This is a genomic window from Actinoplanes sp. NPDC049668 (assembly GCF_044465445.1).
GTDB lineage: Bacteria > Actinomycetota > Actinomycetes > Mycobacteriales > Micromonosporaceae > Actinoplanes.
On the sequence record NZ_JBITLR010000009.1, the window covers coordinates 287499 to 306286 of the forward strand.

The 18788-nt window shown below is 71.5% G+C and carries 20 protein-coding genes; 8 read left to right on the forward strand and 12 right to left on the reverse strand.

What is annotated here, in order from left to right; genetic code table 11:
- Nucleotides 1-64: 64 nt before the first annotated feature.
- The 5 genes from ACIBSW_RS34765 to ACIBSW_RS34785 form a co-directional block, all read right to left on the reverse strand.
- Complete coding sequence (locus ACIBSW_RS34765) at nt 65-1135, reverse strand: lysylphosphatidylglycerol synthase transmembrane domain-containing protein (protein ID WP_354729678.1); 1071 nt, start codon at nt 1133-1135, stop codon at nt 65-67.
- A gap of 61 nt (nt 1136-1196) precedes the next feature.
- Entirely contained in the window at nt 1197-2000 is an 804-nt protein-coding gene (locus ACIBSW_RS34770; RefSeq protein WP_354729676.1) for a class I SAM-dependent methyltransferase, read from the reverse strand.
- Nucleotides 1997-3061, reverse strand: coding sequence for a glycosyltransferase family 4 protein (locus ACIBSW_RS34775; RefSeq protein WP_404799548.1), 1065 nt, complete (start codon nt 3059-3061; stop codon nt 1997-1999). The genes ACIBSW_RS34770 and ACIBSW_RS34775 overlap by 4 nt, the downstream gene beginning before the upstream one ends.
- Nucleotides 3058-3456: a 6-carboxytetrahydropterin synthase gene (locus ACIBSW_RS34780; protein WP_354729374.1), complete on the reverse strand. Its 399-nt coding sequence runs from the start codon at nt 3454-3456 to the stop codon at nt 3058-3060. Before ACIBSW_RS34780 ends, ACIBSW_RS34775 begins: the two co-directional genes overlap by 4 nt.
- A complete protein-coding gene (locus ACIBSW_RS34785) occupies nt 3457-4440 on the reverse strand; it encodes a zinc-binding alcohol dehydrogenase (protein ID WP_354729373.1) in 984 nt (327 codons plus the stop codon).
- Nucleotides 4441-4566: 126 nt separating this feature from the next.
- Here ACIBSW_RS34785 and ACIBSW_RS34790 point away from each other — a divergent pair, with 126 nt between their 5' ends.
- Nucleotides 4567-5349 (forward strand): CDP-alcohol phosphatidyltransferase family protein, encoded by a 783-nt coding sequence (locus ACIBSW_RS34790; RefSeq protein ID WP_354729371.1) that lies wholly within the window; start codon nt 4567-4569, stop codon nt 5347-5349.
- Between the two features lie 2 nt (nt 5350-5351).
- On the opposite strand, the gene ACIBSW_RS34795 is transcribed toward ACIBSW_RS34790, so the two are convergent.
- On the reverse strand, nt 5352-6236 hold the full coding sequence (locus tag ACIBSW_RS34795) for an ABC transporter substrate-binding protein (RefSeq protein ID WP_354729369.1): 885 nt from the start codon (nt 6234-6236) through the stop codon (nt 5352-5354).
- A gap of 98 nt (nt 6237-6334) precedes the next feature.
- Here ACIBSW_RS34795 and ACIBSW_RS34800 point away from each other — a divergent pair, with 98 nt between their 5' ends.
- Nucleotides 6335-6709: a hypothetical protein gene (locus ACIBSW_RS34800; RefSeq protein ID WP_354729367.1), complete on the forward strand. Its 375-nt coding sequence runs from the start codon at nt 6335-6337 to the stop codon at nt 6707-6709.
- Here ACIBSW_RS34800 and ACIBSW_RS34805 read toward each other — a convergent pair.
- Entirely contained in the window at nt 6675-7043 is a 369-nt protein-coding gene (locus ACIBSW_RS34805; RefSeq protein ID WP_354729365.1) for a hypothetical protein, read from the reverse strand. The genes ACIBSW_RS34800 and ACIBSW_RS34805 overlap by 35 nt on opposite strands.
- A gap of 222 nt (nt 7044-7265) precedes the next feature.
- Between ACIBSW_RS34805 and ACIBSW_RS34810 the strand changes: the two genes are divergently transcribed.
- Nucleotides 7266-7538 (forward strand): hypothetical protein, encoded by a 273-nt coding sequence (locus ACIBSW_RS34810; RefSeq protein WP_354729363.1) that lies wholly within the window; start codon nt 7266-7268, stop codon nt 7536-7538.
- Between the two features lie 51 nt (nt 7539-7589).
- On the forward strand, nt 7590-8099 hold the full coding sequence (locus tag ACIBSW_RS34815; protein ID WP_354729361.1) for a hypothetical protein: 510 nt from the start codon (nt 7590-7592) through the stop codon (nt 8097-8099).
- Between the two features lie 56 nt (nt 8100-8155).
- Here ACIBSW_RS34815 and ACIBSW_RS34820 read toward each other — a convergent pair whose 3' ends face one another.
- Nucleotides 8156-9514 carry a ferredoxin reductase family protein gene (locus ACIBSW_RS34820; protein ID WP_354729360.1) on the reverse strand — a complete coding sequence of 453 codons (1359 nt, stop codon included), beginning with the start codon at nt 9512-9514 and terminating at the stop codon, nt 8156-8158.
- 176 nt (nt 9515-9690) lie between these two features.
- Nucleotides 9691-11859 carry a discoidin domain-containing protein gene (locus ACIBSW_RS34825; protein WP_354729358.1) on the reverse strand — a complete coding sequence of 723 codons (2169 nt, stop codon included), beginning with the start codon at nt 11857-11859 and terminating at the stop codon, nt 9691-9693.
- Between the two features lie 166 nt (nt 11860-12025).
- Between ACIBSW_RS34825 and htpG the strand changes: the two genes are divergently transcribed.
- Nucleotides 12026-13882 carry a molecular chaperone HtpG gene (htpG, locus tag ACIBSW_RS34830; RefSeq protein ID WP_354729356.1) on the forward strand — a complete coding sequence of 619 codons (1857 nt, stop codon included), beginning with the start codon at nt 12026-12028 and terminating at the stop codon, nt 13880-13882.
- On the opposite strand, the gene ACIBSW_RS34835 is transcribed toward htpG, so the two are convergent.
- A complete protein-coding gene (locus ACIBSW_RS34835) occupies nt 13879-14391 on the reverse strand; it encodes a TetR/AcrR family transcriptional regulator (RefSeq protein WP_354729354.1) in 513 nt (170 codons plus the stop codon). The genes htpG and ACIBSW_RS34835 overlap by 4 nt on opposite strands.
- A 58-nt stretch (nt 14392-14449) precedes the next feature.
- Between ACIBSW_RS34835 and ACIBSW_RS34840 the strand changes: the two genes are divergently transcribed.
- Complete coding sequence (locus ACIBSW_RS34840) at nt 14450-15460, forward strand: NADP-dependent oxidoreductase (RefSeq protein ID WP_354729352.1); 1011 nt, start codon at nt 14450-14452, stop codon at nt 15458-15460.
- 55 nt (nt 15461-15515) lie between these two features.
- On the opposite strand, the gene ACIBSW_RS34845 is transcribed toward ACIBSW_RS34840, so the two are convergent.
- A complete protein-coding gene (locus tag ACIBSW_RS34845) occupies nt 15516-16733 on the reverse strand; it encodes a pectate lyase (protein ID WP_354729350.1) in 1218 nt (405 codons plus the stop codon).
- Nucleotides 16734-17012: 279 nt separating this feature from the next.
- Here ACIBSW_RS34845 and ACIBSW_RS34850 point away from each other — a divergent pair, with 279 nt between their 5' ends.
- Both ACIBSW_RS34850 and ACIBSW_RS34855 read left to right on the forward strand, forming a co-directional pair.
- A complete protein-coding gene (locus tag ACIBSW_RS34850; RefSeq protein ID WP_354729348.1) occupies nt 17013-17492 on the forward strand; it encodes a GNAT family N-acetyltransferase in 480 nt (159 codons plus the stop codon).
- A gap of 4 nt (nt 17493-17496) precedes the next feature.
- Nucleotides 17497-17826, forward strand: coding sequence for an MmcQ/YjbR family DNA-binding protein (locus ACIBSW_RS34855; RefSeq protein ID WP_354729346.1), 330 nt, complete (start codon nt 17497-17499; stop codon nt 17824-17826).
- A 53-nt stretch (nt 17827-17879) separates the two neighbouring features.
- Here ACIBSW_RS34855 and ACIBSW_RS34860 read toward each other — a convergent pair whose 3' ends face one another.
- Nucleotides 17880-18740 (reverse strand): alpha/beta hydrolase, encoded by an 861-nt coding sequence (locus ACIBSW_RS34860; RefSeq protein WP_354729344.1) that lies wholly within the window; start codon nt 18738-18740, stop codon nt 17880-17882.
- Between the last annotated feature and the right edge of the window lie 48 nt (nt 18741-18788).

An 18788-nucleotide genomic window follows, 5' to 3' on the forward strand; every position in this document is an offset into this window, starting at 1 on the left:
TCCTACCGAGCGACCACCGTCACCCCCGCGTCCAAGATAATCCGAACGTGAATGCCCGGCACTTTCAGGCACCGCTTCCGACCAGTTCCCGCACCGGCAGCACGATCCGCTGCGCAGGGATGGCCACCGGCCGGGCGTGCGTGATCGCCGCGACCGCGGGCACCGCGGCGACGGGCCGGGCGGCGGCCCGCGCGGCGGAGCGGGCCCGCGCGCCGGCCAGCGCCCGGGCGATGATCACGACCAGGCCCGGCAGCGCGGCGACGAAGGCGAACAGCCCGTAGACCACGGCGATGGTCAGGCCCTGGGTGGCGCTGAGCCCGGCCGCGCCGAACGCCCACGCGGTGACGCCCTCGCGGGGTCCCCAGCCGCCGATGTTCACCGGCAGGGTCATGGCCAGCAGCGCGAGCAGCATCAGCGGCGCGAGGCGCAGCAGCGAGGCGTTCGAGCCGGCGGCGCGGGCGGCGACCACGAACGTGGCCAGGTGCCCGGCCAGGACCACCGTCGAGGCGAGCACGATGCCCGGCCAGTTGCGGCGGGCGAGCAGGCCGGAACGCACCTCCGCGGCCCCGGTCCGCGCCGCGCGCGCCCACCGGGACGCGCCGCCACGCAGCCGGGAGAGGCCGAAGAACGCAAGTGCCGCGACGCCCGTGATGGTCGCGGCCGCGACGGCGATGCCGCGGCCGTTCGCCTCCAGGTGCGACAGGACCGGCGACGGTACGGTCAGCAGCACCGTCACGCCGACCGACACCAGCACCACCTGCCCCGCCGTGCGCTCGAGCACGACGGCCCGCACGCTCTTGCCGACGTCGCCCTCCTCGCGGCCGTGCTGGACCGCGCGGTCGACGTCGCCGAGCACCCCGCCCGGCAGCGCCGCGTTGATGAACAGCGCCTTGTAGTAGTCCGCGATCGCGGTGCGCAGGGAGAGGGTCATGCCGAGCCCGCGGGCCACCAGGCACCACCGCCAGGCCGAGAACACCGTGGTGGCGACGCCGATCGCGAACGCGGCGACCAGCGCCGGGCCGTCTATCACCCGCAGTCCGTCGACGAAGGCACCGGTTCCCAGGCGCCAGAGCAACACGGCGAGGATCCCCACCCCGCCGAGTACCCGCACCCATGCCCAGATCGATCGGTTCATCCCGCCGCCCCCTCGAATTCCACCCTCATGCGACTAATACGTCCGGGCGGCGGCAGGTGGTTCAGAATTTCTGCGCAAGAAGATCTTGATGCCCGACTGTTACCTGCAGCCGGCCGGCCTCGGCGGCCTCAATCCGGTTCTTCAGGTACTCCTCCAGTGACAGCTCGGGGCGCTGCTCGGCGGCGGCGCCGACCCAGCCGCGGAGCCATTCGGCGGTGAGCTCGGCCTGCTCCGGCCCGAGCCGCCACGGGCTGTCCCGCACGGTGACTGTCGCGCCGGCGCTCGCGAACGCCTCCGCCGCGGCGCCGACCGCCTCCGGCCCGAGCAGCATCCGGCCGCCGACGACCCGCCGCTGGTGCTCGTTGAACGCGGCGGTGACCTCGGCGTCCAGCGGATCCGCGGGCTCGAGGGTGACCTCGCCGACCACCGACAGGGTGAACAGGACGGGCGTGCCCGACGCGACGCAGACCTCGGCCAGCGCGGCGACCTCGTCGACCGTGAACAGGTCGAGCAGCGCCGAGCAGGTGACCAGCGTGGTGCCGGCCAGGTCGGCGGCGGTGAGCGCGGTGACGTCGCCCTGCGCGGTCTCGACCGTCACCGGGCTGCCGTCGGCGGCGGCCGACGGCAGGTGCGCGGCGGCGTGGGCGAGCAGCGCGGGGTCGCGGTCCTGCAGCACCCAGCGCTGCGGCCCGGGCAGCCTCGGCGCCAGCCACCGGCCCAGCGAGCCGGTACCGCAGCCGAGGTCGCGGATGACCAGCTCGCCACCGGCGGGCAGGCGCAGCGCCTCGATCAGGTCGGCCGCGCGGGCCGCCGCGTCCGCGGGCTCGCGCAGCGTCAGCCACGCCGAGCTGAACTCTCCGGTCATGGGTACAGCACCTCGCTCAATCGTCGGGTCGTCTCGTCCCAGCCCCGCAGGCCGGTGCGCCGGTCCCGGGCGGAGTCCCGCCAGGAGCGCCGCAGCCGCGGGTCGGTCAGCCAGCGGCGCAGCGCCGCGGCCAGGGCTTCGGGGTCGCCCGGGGGCACGAGGTCCCCGGGGGTGGTGCCGTCGGCGGCGGCGCCGAGCGCCTCGGGCACGCCGTCGACCCGGGTGCCGAGCACCGGCACGCCGCGCGCGAGGGCCTCGGTCACCACCATGCCGTACGTCTCGGCCAGCGACGGGAGCACCAGCAGGTCGGCCTCGGCGTAGCTGCGGGCCAGCTCCGGCCCGCCGCGGGTGCCGACCAGCCGGATCCGGCCGGGTTCGGGCGCGGCCGCGATCAGGCCGCGGACGCGGTCGGCGAAGGCCGGCGCGCGGTCCAGCGCGCCGACCAGGGTGCAGGTCCAGGGCAGGTCGGCGACCGACCGCAGGGCCGTGACCAGGACGTCCTGCGCCTTGCGCGGCGTGACCGCGGCCACGCACAGCAGCCGGTCGCCGGCGCTCGAGTGCGCGGCCGGCGGCGCGGGGTCGACGCCCGGCGCGGCCACCCGCACGCTGCCGGCGGGCAGGTCGTGCAGGGCCTCGAGGCGGCGGGCGGCGCCGGAGCTGGTCGCCACGACCGCGGCCGCGGCGCGCAGCGTGCGCCGCTCCCGCGCGGTCAGCGCGGCCGCCTCGGCGGGGGACAGGCCGGTCTCGTCGCCGAGCGGCAGGTGCACGAGCACCACCAGCCGCACCCGGTCGCGGTGCGGCTCGAGCAGCTCCGGCACGGCGCAGCCGACCAGGCCGTCGAGCAGCACGACGGCGCCGTCCGGTATCCGAGCGAGGGCCCGGCCCAGCGCCGCGACGTCCGCCTCCCCGGGGTTCGGCCAGGCCGCCGGCACCGCGATCTCGTGCACCTCGCGGTCGGCGGCCAGGCCGGTCAGCACCCGGCGGTCGTACGTGTTCCCGCCGCTCGGCGCCGCCGGGTCGTCGATGACGCCCGGCAGCACCACGTGGAGCGCTTCGGTCACAGGTTCCGCTCGTAGCTCGCCCAGGCGATGTGCGACTCGTGCAGCGTGACCGCGATGCCGGTCAGGCCGCGCGCGCCGACGCCGAGGTCACCCGACTCCGCCTTGCCGGCGAGCCGGTCGGCGATCACCTTGGCGAGGAACTCGGTCGAGGTGTTCTGCCCGGCGAAGTCGGGCTCGTCGTCCAGGTTCCGGTAACTGAGCGTGCCGCAGATGGTGTGCAGCTCCTCGCTCGCCCGGCCGATGTCCACGACGATGTTGTCCGCGTCCAGCTCGGGCCGCTTGAACGTGGCGTCTACCACGAACGTGGCGCCGTGCAGCTTCTGCGCGGGTCCGAAGACCTCGCCCGAGAAACTGTGCGCGATCATGATGTGGTCACGGACGGTGACGCTGAACATTCACTCTCCTGCCGGGTAGTTGATCAGATGACACAGTGCGGGCAGCGAGCCGTCGGTCAGCCGGGGCATGACCTCGGGCAGCTGCGCGAAGTCCGACTCCCCGGTGATCAGGGCGTCGAAGATCGGGTCGGCGAGCAGGTCCAGCGCGATCGCGAGCCGGTCGGCATAGCTGCGCCGGCCACGCCGCGCCGGCGCGATCCCGCCGACCTGGCTGCTCTTGACCACCAGGCGGCGGGAGTGGAAGAACTCGCCGAGCGGGACGCTCACCTCGCGGTCGCCGTACCAGCTGAGCTCGATGACCGTAGCCTCCGCCGCGAGCAGCTCGAGCGCCCGGGTCAGCCCGGCCGAGGTGGCGCTGGCGTGTACCACCAGGTCGCAGTCGCCGTCCGCGTCGGCGGGCAGCGCGAATCCGACGCCGAGCGCGGCGGCGACGGCGGCCTTGGCCGGGTCGGCGTCCACGAGCTGCACCTTCGCGGCCGGGAAGCGGGCCAGCACGGCGGCGACGCTCGCGCCGACCATGCCCGCGCCGACCACGGCGATCCGGTCGCCGACCAGCGGCGCGGCGTCCCAGAGCGCGTTGACGGCGGTCTCCACGGTGCCGGCCAGGACCGCCCGGCCGGCCGGAACGGTGTCCGGGATCACGGTCACCGCCGTGGCCGGCACGACGTAGCGGGTCTGGTGCGGGTACAGGGCGAAGACCGTGCGGCCGAGCAGCTCGGGCGGGCCCTGCTCGACCACGCCGACGTTGAGGTAGCCGTACTTCACCGGAGCCGGGAAGTCGCCCTCCTGGTACGGCGCCCGCATCGCGGCGTGCTGGCTGTCCGGCACGCCGCCGCGGAACACCAGGGTCTCCGTGCCGCGGCTCACGCCCGAGTGCAGGGTCCGGACCAGGACCTCGTCCGGGCCCGGGTCACCGACCGTGACCGGACGGATCTCGCCGCGGCCGGGCTCGGCGAGCCAGAACGCCTGTGCGTCACCCGACATCGGTAATTCCCCTCCGAGCTGAACCGAACGCGCGGATCTAGCGTGTTCAGTGACGACAAGCGGCAACCATACGCGGCAACTCGATCTTGCCCACCCGGAGGCACGGTGACTATCAGTATCGCCACGATGACGGCTCGCGAGAGCCGGGGACCGATCGTCGGCCTGGCCGCGAACCTGATCCTGTTGACGGCGCTGGCCGCCACGACCGGGATCAGCGTCGCCGGCGCACTGGCCGGCGCGGCGTACGCCGTGGTCCTGGCCGTGGCCCTCGGCGCCGGACTGCGCCGCACCGGGATGCGCGCCCTCGGGCCGGCGAACGCCGTGACCCTGGGCCGCGCGACGCTGGTCGGCGGCGTGGTCGCCCTGGTCGTCACGTCGTTCCAGGCGCCGGTGCCGCTGTCGGTGCTGGTGCCGCTGATCGGCGTCGCGCTCGCCCTGGACGGGGTGGACGGCCAGGTGGCCCGCCGGACCAACTCGACGTCGCGGCTGGGCGCGCGCTTCGACATGGAGGTCGACGCGTTCCTGATCCTGGTGCTGAGCGTCTTCGTGGCCGGCACCTTCGGCTGGTGGACGATCGCGATCGGCGCGTTCCGCTACGTCTTCGTCGCCGCCTCCTGGGCCCTGCCCTGGATGAACGCCGCGCTGCCGCCGAAGTTCTCCCGCAAGGTCGTCGCCGCGGTGCAGGGCGTGGTGCTGGTGGTCGCGACGGCGAGCCTGATCCCGGACGCCGTGGCCCTCGTCGCCGTCGCCGGCGCCCTGGCGTCGCTGATCTGGTCCTTCGGCCGCGACGTGCTCTGGCTCTGGGACACCGAGCAGCAGCGCCGCCGCGCCGAGGTCCGGGCCGACGTCGTGGCCCGCCGCGCCGTAGCCCGGCCCCGCACCACCGCCCCGGCCCCGGCCGGCGCCTGACCTCAGGCCACCCGGGCGATCGTGCCCGGCGGGGCGGGCGGTACCGCGTCCGGGTGCAGGATCGCCGCGATCGCCTCGACCCCGTCGATCAGGCGGGGGCCGGGGCGGACCACCAGGGCGTCGCCGTCGATCGCCCAGACCGCGGCGTCCGGGAAGTGCGGGACCACCGCGGCGGCCTGGCCGGTGGCGCCGTCGAGGTGGAATCCGCAGGGCGTGACCAGCACGATGTCGGGGCCGGCCGCGGCCAGCTCCGACCAGGTCGTCTCCACCGAGCGGGCGCCCGGTCGGGCCGCGACTGGCGTGCCGCCGGCGGCCGTCACCAGGTCCGGGACCCAGTGCCCGGCCGTGAACGGCGGGTCGACCCATTCGACGACCGCCACCCGGGGCCGGGGGCGGCCCGCGACCGCGGCGGCCACCGCGTCCAGCCGGGCGCGCAGCGCCGCGACCAGGTCCCGCGCCCGGTCCGGCACCCCGGCCCGCGCGCCGACCAGGGTGAAGGTGCCGAGCACCTCGTCGAGGGAGTACGGGTCCAGCGTCAGCACGTCGGCGCGGCAGCCCAGATGGCCGAGCGCGTCCGAGACCTGCCCGGACGGCAGCGCGCACACCCGGCACAGGTCCTGGGTGAGGATCAGCTCGGGCTCGAGCGCGGCGAGGGCGCCGGCGTGCAGCGTGTAGAGGTCGTCGCCGGCGCCCATCCGTTCGCGCACGTACGCGTCGATCTCGGCCGGGGTCATGCCGCGGGTGTCGCGCCCGCCGACCACCACCGTCTTCTCCGCGCGGGCCGACGGCGGCTCGTCGCATTCGAACGTGACGCCGACCAGGTCGTCGCCGAGGCCGAGGGCGTACACGATCTCGGTGGCGGACGGCAGGAGCGAGACCAGGCGCATGGTCCTGAAGTCTGCCCTGTGCCGGACGGTGTCGCCCGATCAGGTTCAAGTGCGCGATGTTCGCGGCGGGCCGGTCGCGGCCGTGCCACCCTCGGCGAGTGCCACTGCCGGATCTTGAGACCTACACGCCGGACCGCACGATCACCGACGCCACCTTCGAGGGCGTGGTCGTGCCGGGTCTGTGCGCCGAGTTCTTCCGCCGGGTCGAGGGCGGGCGGACGGCGACCGCGGGCCGCTACTCGATGTACGGCCGGGAGCTGCTGCTCGCCTGGGGGTGGGCCGACGAGGAGCACTGCCGCTTCTCGTCGGTCCGTGATCCCGAGGGCTTCTGGCATCCGGAGACGCCCGGCTGCCCGGTGGTGGAGATCATCCGGGACGGCGAGGCGCCGGATGCGCCGGTGACCGCCCTGGCGATCCGCACGCCCACCGGCCAGTGGGTCACGACCGATCGGGCGCGGGTGCCGTCGCGGTAGCGGGGGAGCGGCGCACCAGCCAGAGCGAGGCGCCGGTGAGCGCCAGCGCCGCGCCGAAGAGCGCCAGGTGCAGGGCGGGGTCGACGATCGGCACGAAGCCGATGACGGCGACCGGCACCTGGACCACCGTGATGAGCGCGGCGAGCAGCCAGGCCCGGGAGCCGCGCCAGAGCAGGGCGGTCCAGATCGGCGCGGACGCCACCAGCAGGGTCAGCCCGTCGAGCAGGGCGTGCAGGTTGGCGTTGTGTACGGCGTTGTGTGCGAACCCCTGTGCGGGCGACGCGATCCACAGGGCGGCGAGGACGGATCCGGCGATGACAGCGGCACGACGCATGGCTTCCTCCGGGTGTTACTGAGCCGTTGCACTGGGTAATCACGGTACGGAGGCCCCATGCGGGCCGTAAAGCCCTCAAACGATTCACTCCTGTCACTCGCGCGCGGGGCTTTCTCACTCTGAGTTGCTGAGGTGGAAGCGCAGGATCGCTTGGCTACTTCAGGTGACGTCGCCTAAGGTGGCCCGGTCGGCATGCGCCGACGGAGTGAGCAGGAGATATCCGTGAACCTGAGCGAAGTCGCCATGGCTGCCGCAATCACTGTGAGTGTTGGCGGTGTTTCTTACGCTGCGTTGAACGTCGATGGCATCTCCGGCTCGACCCGGGCGGTCGCCGACCAGGCGTCGTGCCACACGGTCGACGCCGCCGTGGTGGCCTTCGTGGCGCAGCATGGCACCGCCCCGACGACGATCAAGCAGCTCGCCCCGTACGTGAAGGGCGACATCTCCGCGTACCGGATCGTCGGGGGCCGGGCCGCCGGGCCGGGCTGTCAGTAACACCTGTCTATACTGCCGCGTCTTGATCTTTCTAGGTACGGGGACTCACCTATGCAACGCATCATTCTGGCCGCCACAACGGGCGCGCTGCTGCTGACCGGTTCCGCCTGCGGGACCAAGTCCGACACCGACACCGCCGCCGCTCCGAAGGCGCCGGCCGCGACCGTGTCGGCCAGCCCGTCGGCCGACTACACCGCGGACACGAAGAAGGTGTGCGGCGAGATCGAGAAGCTTCTCGACGGCAAGAAGATGGAGAAGTTCGGCGAGGAGCTCGGCAAGCTCATCGTCTACAAGCAGGCGAAAGCCACCGCCGAGGCGAAGAAGGCCCGCACCGCGGCCGGCGAGAGGCTGACGGATCTGGCGAAGGCGATGAACGAGTCCACGGCGGCGGCGAAGGATCCGGAGCTCAAGGCCGCCGGCGAGGAGACTCTGCAGGCCATGACCCGCACCGCCGAGGACGACGCCTTCTTCGCGAAGCTCAAGACCGTGAAGGACCTCGACAAGACGCTCGAGTCCGGGATCACCGCCTGGCTCACGCCGCTGACCCCGTTCTGCGCCTGAGCTGAACGCGCCGATGGTCCCGCCTCAGCTGCGAGGCGGGACCATCGGCGTTCGTCTCAGCCGGCGAGGCTGAACCGCTCCGAGTGCACCTGGGCGGACGGGACCCGCAGCGAGCGCAGGCTGCGCAGCACCGCGTTGGTCATCGCCGGCGGCCCGCAGACGTAGACGTCGCGGTCCAGGATGTCCGGGACCATGGCGGCGAGGTTCTGCGGCTCGAACGGGTTGTTCGGCGGGTTGCCCGCGCCGGTGCGCCCGGTGAGGACGTGCAGCTGGGCGCCGCGCGAGCGGGCCAGGTTCTGCAGCTCGCCGAGCAGCACCGCGTCCTGGGTGGTGTGCGCGCGGTACAGCACGACCACCGGGCCGGTCAGCTCCTCCAGCAGGGCGCGGATCGGGGTGATCCCGACGCCGCCCGCGATCAGCAGCGTCGAGTCCCGGACCCGGCTCAGCGAGGTGAACGCGCCGTACGGGCCCTCGGCGAAGACGCGCGTGCCGACCGGGATGTTGCGCAGCCGGGCGCTGCCCGAGCCGACCGCCTTCGCCGTCAGGCGCAGGCTGCGGCCGTCGGGAGCCGCCGAGAGGGAGAACGGGTTCGCCTCCCACCAGTGTCCGTGTCCCAGGAAGCGCCAGATCATGAACTGGCCCGCGCGGGCCGGCAGCTTGTCCAGGTTGCGGCCCGTGACGTACACCGAGACCACGTTGTCGGCCTCGGGCACCACCGCCGCGACCCGGAACCGGTGGCGGGCGTTGCGCCACAGCGGCATGACCATCCGGCCGACGACCAGCGACACCAGCGCGAACGCCCACAGGCCCCACCAGTACACCCGGGCGAACGCCGAGGACGTGAACGTCGACACCTCGGTGAGCTGGTGGATCAGGCCGAAGACCACGGCGACGTACAGGCAGACGTGCACCGCGTGCCAGGCCTCGTACGACAGGCGGCGCCGCGCCGCGCGTACCGAAAGGCCGGCCGCGACCAGCACGATGCCGGCGGCGAGGATGCCCAGCAGGACCGGCACCTGGCCCTTGAGGTTGTTGAACTCGGTCAGCGGGGTGCTGTTGTACTCGCTGGCGTAGCCGAGCAGGATGAACGTCGGGTGCAGCAGGACCAGCCAGAACAGGCTGAAACCGGTCCACCGGTGCCACGAGGTGAGCCGGTCCATGCCGATCCGCCGGTCCAGCCACGGCAGGCGGGCGACCAGGATCAGCTGCAGGATCATCACCAGGGCCAGGTGCAGGCCGAGCCACTTGCCGAAGCCGAGGATGGCGTTCTTGGCGGGCTCGGCGGTGAGGAACACGGTCTCGACGATCAGCACGTTGACGCCGACGACCGTCCACAACACCAGGCGGCCCAGCATGGCCGGGGGGATGGCCGTGCGCGCGGGTACCCCGTGCAGCCGTTCGTTCGCAGCCGTCATCGACATATCTCCTGTTCGCAGGGCCTTGCGTCACACACGGCCCGGTCGGCGATCCGGTTCACTGCGACGTTGTACAGCACCCTGGCGACGACAGTTCAGCACAGTGGGCACCGACACGGAAAGCGTGCGCCGGAATCCCGACGCACGCCCTCCGAGCGGTGACCGCTTTAACCTGATCAGGGATAGTTGACGACGTAGCTCGGCACGGTTTCCGCGCCCTGCGCCACGTTGCCTGTGGTGTTGATGACATTGGTGATCGTGCCGACGCCGCCGAGCGACACCGTCAGCAGGTTGTGGAACCGGACGCCGGACCGGTTCGGCGCCTCGAAGCCGCGGGCCGCGACGATCGAGGGGTTCACGTTGAAGTAGCAGTAGCTGCCGACGCCCCACGCCTCGTGCGTGGTGACCGAGTCCGCGACCTTGTACGCGGCGTAGCCGTTGGCTCCGGTGCGCCACGCGGCCTGGGTCGGCGGGTCATACGGCATCTCGTTCTGAAAGAAGATCGTCCGCCCGCCGTTGCCGTTCCACTGCACCTGGTAGTTCTGGTAGTGCTCGACGAACAGGCCGAGCGCGAGCACGTTGGCGCCGTTGACGATCAGCCCGCTTGCGGCGGGGTTGGTCGTCCAGCCGACCCCGGCGCCGTGGTCGGCGCGCCAGGCCCAGATGTGGTCGAGCAGCGTGTTGTTGCTGTTGACCAGCAGGCTGTTGGTCGCCGCGCCGGGGCCGGCGCCGCCGATCCGGAAGAACACGTCCTGCACCGAGATCGGGTTCGCGGCGTGGTTGGCGCTCGACCCGGCCGGCCCGATCTGCAGCAGATTGGGGGAGTTCGTGGTGCCGGCGTCGAAGAGCAGGCTAGAGATCTTCACCCCGTCGACGTCCGCGACGCTCATCGCGGTGACCCCGCCGTCCGGGATGATCGTGGCGTAGCCGAGGCCCATCACCACGGTGTTCGCCCGGGTCACGTTGATCGTCTGGTTGACGTGGTAGATGCCGGGGGTGAAGAGCAGGTTCAGGCCCTGCGCGAGCGCCGCGTTGATGGTCGCCGCCGAGTCGCCGGGGCGCGCGACGTAGAACTGGGTCAGCGGGATGGAGCTGCCCGGGGTGTTCGGCCAGGTGACGTTCGACGAGTTCGTCGCGAGGCTCGGCACCCACACGGCGTAGTTCGCGCCGTCCAGGTACAGGTAGGGCTTCTCCCGGCTGATCGGCGTGGTGGCCAGGGTGGTGATCGGCGGGTTCGGGAACGAGGTGGCCGGCGCGCCGGCCACGCCGGTGAAGACGTTGTTCCACACCGCGTTGAGGTTCATCTGGATGCTGCTGTTGCGGGTGTACCACTGCTGCTGGGAGAACGGCTGGAGCTGGCCGCTGATCCGGGTGTCGGCGATGTATCCGCCGCTGGCCCAGCCGAACCCGGTCGGGGTCAGGCTCAGGTGGGTGTTGATGTTCATCCGGCGCATCGGCGCGGCCTGCGCGACCGCCCAGCGCTCGTACGCGGTCCCGGCCGGCGGCGTCACCGAGAAGTTCTCGGTGGAGCGCCAGAAGTTCTGGGTCGCGTTGCCGCCGAACCAGCCGGCGTCCACGGTCAGGTTGCTGCTGTTGAGGTGCACGTCCGTCGGGTTGCGCCCGAGCCCGGCGATCGAGGTGTAGAAGCCGATGTTCGCGGTCAGGTTGTTGTAGGTGCCGGGCTTGAAGAGCAGCTCGTAGCGCTGGCCGCCGAACTGCTGCGTCTCCGACTGGCTGAACACGCTGTTGAGCTGCGCCTGGATGGACGCGGTCGACATCGACGGGTCGAAGACGAGCACGTTGGGGCCGAGCGGGCCGCCGCCGGGGATGGTCGGCCCGCCGACGGGCACGCCGAAGACCTGGAATTCCCAGAGCGAGTAGCCGTACGGCGTGGCGCGGGCGGTGCCGTTCACCCGTACGTAGCGGCCGGTGCCGGAGACGGCGAGGGTCTGCACGCCGCCGGTGCCGGTGGTGGTCGAGGCGACGGTGGTCCAGCTGGTGCCGTTCGCCGAGGTCTGCACCTGGTACGCGGTCGCGTACGCGGCCTCCCAGTTGAGCACGACCTGGCTGACCGTGTGCGAGGCGCCCAGGTCGACCTGGATCCACTGCGGATCGCTGAACGCGCTGGACCAGCGGGTGCCGGTGTTGCCGTCGACGGCGGCGGAGGCGGGGAAGGTGCCGTTCTCGGTCGATGACGCGGTGGCGGGCCGGCCCTGGGAGACGAGGGGATCGGCGGCGCGCGCGGCCCGCGGTGTGGCGACGAGGGTGAGCGCGGCGATCAGCGTGAGGACGAGGCCGATCAGGGCGCCGCTGCGGCGGGGGCGGGGGACGGGAGCTATCTCCATGAGCACTCCTCAATTTGCAGGATTGTTACATGAGAGCGCTCTCTGAGCGTGAGTCGAGCCTCCAAATATGTCAATAGTTCGATGGGTGGCCGTGCCCGTGCGCGGACCGTCACGGTGAGGTCATACGATCGCAACGGGAAATGACGGACACGGCACGGAGGGTTCGATGACGGAGACGCTGGAGTTTCAGGCAGAGGCGCGGCAGCTGCTGCAGTTGATGGTCCATTCGATCTATTCGAACAAGGACATCTTCCTGCGCGAGCTGATCTCCAACGCCTCCGACGCCTTGGACAAGCGCCGCCTCGTGGCCCTCGCCGAGGACGGCGCCAGCCCCGAGGACCTGCACATCGAGATCGCCGCCGACGCCGAGGCGCGCACCCTCACCGTGACGGACAACGGCATCGGCATGTCGCGCGACGAGGTGGTCTCGCTGATCGGCACGATCGCCAAGTCCGGCACCGCCGAGCTGCTGCGCCGGCTCAAGGACGGCAAGGAGAAGGAGACGGAGTCGGCCGAGCTGATCGGCCAGTTCGGCGTCGGTTTCTACTCGACCTTCATGGTCGCGGACAAGGTCACCCTGGTCACCCGCCGGGTCGGCGAGGACTCCGGTACGCGCTGGGAGTCGGCCGGCGAGGGCACGTACACGATCGAGGGTGTCGCCGACGCGCCGGAGGGCACCGCGGTGACCGTCCACCTGCGGCCGAAGGACGAGGAGGACGCGCTCTTCGACTACGCGGACGAGCGCAAGATCAGGGAGATCGTCAAGCGGTACTCCGACTTCATCGCCTTCCCCATCCGCCTGGCCGCCGCCGCCGAGGGCGAGCCGGCGACGCTGAACTCGATGAAGGCGCTCTGGGCGCGGCCGCGCTCGGAGGTCAAGGACGAGGAGTACACCGAGTTCTACCGGCACATCAGCCACGACTGGCTCGACCCGCTCGAGACCATCCAGATGCGCGCCGAGGGCACCTTCGAGTACGAGGCGCTGCTGTTCATCCCGTCCCGCGCGCCGCACGACCTGTTCCAGCGCGACGGCCGCCGCGGCCTGCAGCTCTACGTCAAGCGCGTGTTCATCATGGACGACAGCCGCGAGCTGATGCCCGACCACCTGCGCTTCGTCAAGGGCGTGGTGGACGCGGCCGACCTGTCGCTGAACATCTCCCGGGAGATCCTGCAGCAGGACCGGCACATCCAGCTGATCCGCCGCCGGCTGGCCAAGAAGGTCATGTCCACCATCAAGGACCTGATGACCAGCGACCCGGAGAAGTACCGCACGTTCTGGCGCGAGTTCGGCCGGGCGGTCAAGGAGGGCCTGCTCGGCGACCCCGGCGACCACAAGGCGATCCTGGACATCGCCTCGTTCGCCTCGACCGCCGGGGACGAGCCGACCACCCTCGCCGCGTACGTGGAGCGGATGAAGGAGGGGCAGGACGAGATCTACTTCATGACCGGCGAGACCCGGGTGCAGGTGGAGAACTCGCCGCACCTGGAGGCGTTCAAGGCCAAGGGCTACGAGGTCCTGCTGCTCACCGACCCGGTCGACGAGATCTGGGTCGACGCGGTGCCGGAGTACGAGGGTAAGAAGCTCCAGTCGATCGCGCGGGGCTCCGTCGACCTCGACAGCGAGCCGGCCTCGGAGGAGAAGTCGGGCGAGTTCGCGCCGCTGCTCACCTGGCTCGGCGAGACGCTCACCGGGGAGGTGAAGGAGGTCCGGCTCTCCACCCGGCTGACCACCTCGCCGGCCTGCCTGGTCAGCGACTCCGACGACATCACGCCGACCCTGGAGAAGATGTACCGGGCGATGGGCCAGGAGGTGCCCCCGGTCAAGCGGATCCTCGAGCTGAACCCGGAGCACCCGCTGGTCAGCGGATTGCGGGCGGCGCACGAGCAGCGGGCCGACGACCCGAACCTGCCGGAGACCGCGGAGCTGCTCTACGGCACCGCGCTGCTGGCCGAGGGCGGCGACCTGGCCGACCCGGCCCGCTTCGCCAAGCTGCTCGCCGACCGCCTGGCCCGGACGGTCTAGCCCATCGCGGGGGTCAGGACGGCGACGACCGTCGTCCTGACCAGCGCGTCGGGGTCGGCGCACTTCAGCTTGCCGTCGAGCAGCAGCACGGCCAGGCCGTGTACCAGCGCCCAGGCGCCCACCCGCAGCGCCGGATCGGAGACCCGGCTCGCCAGGATCTCGGCGGTGTGCGCCCAGGCCGCGTTGGCGGTCGGGCGGCCGTACATCAGGCGGAACAGCCCGGGGTGCTCCAGCGCGAACGCCACATAGACGCCGGCCATGGCGGTGAGGTCCGGTGCCGCCTCCAGGCGGTCCGCCAGCCGGTCGAAGCCGCACCCGGCCAGGGCCGAGAGCAGGGCCTCCTTGTCCTCGTAGTGCCGGTACGGCGCGTTCGGTGAGACGCCGGCCCGGCGCGCGACGGCCCGCAGCGAGAACGTCTCACCCTCCTCGAGCAACTCGAGCGCGGCGGCGAGCAGCGCCACCCGCAGATCGCCGTGGTGATAAGGCCGACCCGCCGATGAAGTTGACACTGCACACATCCCTTCCTAATGTGCGCAGTGTATACATTCGCGATCACCGGGAGTGCACGTGTCCGTACGATCGACCGAGATCCGCCTCGCGGCCCGTCCGCAGGGCTGGCCCACCGCTGAGACGTTCGAGACCGCGGTAGCCGAGCTTGGTGACCCCGCGCCGGGCCAGGTGCTGGTGCGCAACCTGCTCATGAGCGTCGACCCGTACATGCGCGGCCGGATGGACGACCGCAAGTCCTACGTGCCGCCGTTCCAGGTCGGCCACGCCCTGGAGGGTGGCGCGATCGGCGAGGTCGTCGAGTCGGCCGCCGAGGGCCTCAAGCCCGGCGACATCGTCCTGCACGGCCTCGGCTGGCGCGAGTACGCCCTGGTCAAGGCGCGTTCCGCGGCCAAGGTCGACCCGTCGGCCGCCCCGCTCGGCGCGTACCTCGGCGTGCTCGGCATGACCGGGCTCACCGCGTACGCGGGGCTGCTGCGCACTGCGGAGTTCAAGCCGGGCGACGTCGTCTTCGTCTCCAGCGCCGCCGGCGCGGTCGGCCAGGTCGTCGGCCAGCTGGCGCGGCTCAAGGGCGCCGCCCGGGTGATCGGCAGCGCCGGCTCCGCGGCGAAGGTCGCGTTCCTCAAGGACGAGCTCGGCTTCGACGAGGCGTTCGACTACCACGACGCCCCGGTCGCCGAGCAGCTCAAGCGGGCCGCGCCGGACGGCATCGACGTCTACTTCGACAACGTCGGCGGCGCGCACCTCGAGGCGGCCATCTCCTCGCTGAACGTGCACGGCCGGATCACCGTCTGCGGCATGATCAGCGTCTACAACGCCACCGAGCCGACCCCGGCGCCGCGCAACCTGGCCACGCTCATCGGCAAGCGCCTGACGATGCGCGGCATGCTGGTCGGCGACCACAGCGACCTGCGCGAAACGTTCATCGCGGACGTGGCGCCGTGGCTGGCGGACGGCAGCATCAGGAACCAGGAGACGATCTTCGAGGGCCTGTCCCAGGCGCCGGAGGCGTTCCTGGCCATGCTGCGCGGCGACGGCCTCGGCAAGAACCTGGTCCGCATCGCCGAGTAGCGCCGCTCAGCGCGATGATGGGGCGCCCACCCTGCGGTGAGCGCCCCCGTCCGGCCTACCTGTAGGTGATGTCGCTTCTGCTGACCCTGCAGTTGCTGTCGTCCCATCCCTCGCCGAGGTAGGTCGGCTCGCTGCCCTTGGCGACGCCCTTGTACTTCCCGCAGACCACAGGGCTGGAGCTGTTGCTGATGGTGACTCGGGTGATGGTGGCGGTGTCGCCCCAGTTGCTGTTGATCCCGGTGACCATGTCGATATCGTTCAGCAGGACGTTGTCGACCTTGACGTGGCGCTGGTAAGAAGTGGTGCAGTTGCCGCAGGCTCGGTACAGCTTTCCGGAGCCGCTGAGGTAGAAGCCGGAGATGCTGACCGTTCCATTTCCGTTGTGCTGGAACGTCTTGTCGCTGCCGGACCTCGCGCCGCCGCCGATGACGTAGCTGGTGCCGCCGCCGGTGCCCTTGAAGGTCGCGGCGTCCTCGCCGATATCGTTCCACCACACGTTCCTGATGGTGCAGGTCCCCTCGCAGTGCACGCCGTCGCCGGCAGGGGAGCCCAGGATGACGTTCTGCAGGGTGCCGCCGTTGGCGATCTTGAACATCGGATCCTGGGACTCGTTCTGCGAGCCGTCACCGATGCAGCAATACGTCTTCATGCCGCCGTCGAAGGTCCCGGTGACGTTGACGGTGCTACTGATGCTCACCGAGCCGGCCGAGGACGGCCACGCGCCGGTCGGGGTGCCGCTACCGCCGGTCGGTGTGGGCGTCGGAGCGGTGGTCGGGCTGGTGGTCGGGCTGGTGGTCGGGGTCGAGCCGCCGCTGGAATACGTCTCGAATTCGGCGATTCGCGGCGCGCTGGATGCGCTGGTGATCTCGAAGGTGAGCTTCTTCAGTGAGGTCGAGGCGAAGGAGATGGTGCTCGGGCTGCCGCTGCCGCTGGTCAGGACGGAGCCTGAGTCTGCGTTGAGCACTCGCCAGGCGCTGATCGAGCCGCCGCCCGAGGCCTGGACGATGACGGCCGAGGACACCGTCTTCGCGCTGCTCCACTTGACTGAGACGTAGCCGGTCGTGCTGTTCGGCGACCAATAGGTGCCGGTGCTGCCGTCTATGACGTTGCCGTAGCTGGTGCCGCTGGCCTTGCTGGAGCCGTCGGCGCCGGCGCCGATGCTCAGGTTGTCGGCGGCCAGGGCGTTGGGCTGCGGCAGCGTCAGCAGGATTGCGGCGGTTGTGATCGCGGTGGCGCCTCCGGCTATCCACCGTAGGGCGACTGGTCGCCTCATCTGGGTCTCACCTTCATTGTCGGGAGTGCTTCGCGCCGTCGCTCGGGAGTGGGGGGAGGTAAGCGCTTTCCTGGTCAGGATAGAAAAGCGTCGATGTAATGACAAGGAGTTGCAAAGGTTTGCAGGAATGTGAATTGTGTTCGCAAATGTCCCGGGCGCCGGAGGCGTTCCTGGCTGCTGCGCGGCGACGGATTCGGCAAGAGCCTGGTCCGCCGCATCGCGGAGTAGCCGGCGGAAACCCTTTGCGCGCCGGCCGCGCGGGTGCGGATGATGCGGGCCATGACTCCTGGACACACGCAACCGCTGGACCACGTGGTCCGGCGGGCCGGTGCCGGCGACGCCACGGCGGTCGCGGACCTGCTCATCCGCTCCCGCCGGGCCGCCGCCGGCTCGATACCCCCGTCGGTGCACACGGACGCCGAGTGGCACGAGTGGGTGGCCACGGTGGTCCTGGCCGAGCAGGAGGCCTGGCTGCTGGACGGCGCCGGCGGCGAGCCCCTCGCAGTGCTGGTGCTCGACGGCGACTGGGTCGGCCAGCTCTACGTCGACCCCGCGCACACCGGCCGAGGGCTGGGTTCGCACCTCGTCGAGCTGGCGAAGTCGCTGCGGCCCGCGGGCCTTCAGCTCTGGGCCTTCGAGACCAACACCGGCGCGCAGCGGTTCTACCTGCGCCACGGCTTCGTGGTGGCCGAGCGGACCGACGGGTCCGGCAACGAGGAGAAGGCGCCGGACGTCCGCATGGTCTGGGTCGGCGCCTGAGCGCATGGTCACCGCCGACGAGGCCCGCGACATCGCGCTCTCCCTGCCCGGCGCCGAGCAGCGCGGGCACTTCGACGTCGTCGACTTCCGGGTCCGCAACAAGATCTTCTGCACGCTGCCGCCCGAGGGCGACCGGATGACGATCCGGCTCACCCCCGAGGAGCAGGCCGAACTGCTGGCCGAGCGGCCGTCGGTCTTCTCGGCGCCGGCGAATCACTGGGGCCGGCTCGGCTGGACCGTGGTGCGGCTGGCCGGGGCCGACGCCGGGCAGCTGCGCGAGCTGGTGACCGACGCCTGGCGCCGGCTGGCGCCCAAGGGCCTGATCGACCGGTAGCCGGGCGGCTCACCACCGGGCCGCGCCCGGTGGTGAGCCCGTGTCCGGATCGCTTACGAGTGCGGGCAGGTGTCGCGGTACTCCTGGATGGCCGAGCCGCTCGGCTTCGGGCAGAGGAACTGCTCGTAGCGGGTGTCGTTGTCGATGAAGCGCTTGAGCCACGAGATGCTGTACTTCGCGACGGTCACGTTCGTCGACGTCGGCGCCGAGTGCGAGGCGTTGTTGAGCTCGAGGTACGCCTTGTCGAGGCTGCTCGGCAGGCTGGTGTAGAACGGCTCGGAGTGCGAGCTCACCGAGGCGACGGTGTCGTTCTCGGCGCCGATGATCAGGGTCGGTACGGACACCGACGACCAGTTCTTGGTGCCGTGCCACGGCGTCAGCGGGATCGCCGCCTGCAGGCTGGGCCGGGTCCGGGACGCCGACAGGCTGCCGCCGCCGCCCATCGAGTGGCCCATGACGCCGAGCCGGGTCGCGTCGATGCGGGTACGCACGGAGCTCGTGCCGGTCAGGTAGGTGAGCGCGGCCAGCAGCTGGGTGCCGCGGCTGTCCGGCTGGTCGAGGGTGCTGAGGGTGTCGATGGTGATGACCACGAAGCCCTGCGAGGCCAGGCGCGGGCCGAGCCAGGAGACGCTCGACTGCGACGCCGTGAAGCCGGGGGAGATCGCGATCGCGCCGAACGTGCCGTCCGCCGTGCTGGTCGGGTAGTAGATCGTGCCGCCGCCGAAGCCCGAGACGCTCGAGCGCGCCACGGTGACCTGGGCGAAGGCGTAGTAGCCGCGGCTGGCCTCGATGCTGGCCACGGTCGGTGCGGGTCCGCGCTCGTACGGGTTGGCGGCCAGGGCGGGTGTCGGGGCGGCGACCAGCGCGGCGGCCAGGGTGAGTGCGCCGAGCAGGCGCGGGATGGGGTTTCGCATTTCCGGGGCTCCCTACGGTGGAAGGGATCGCGTTGTCGCCCGGGAAGG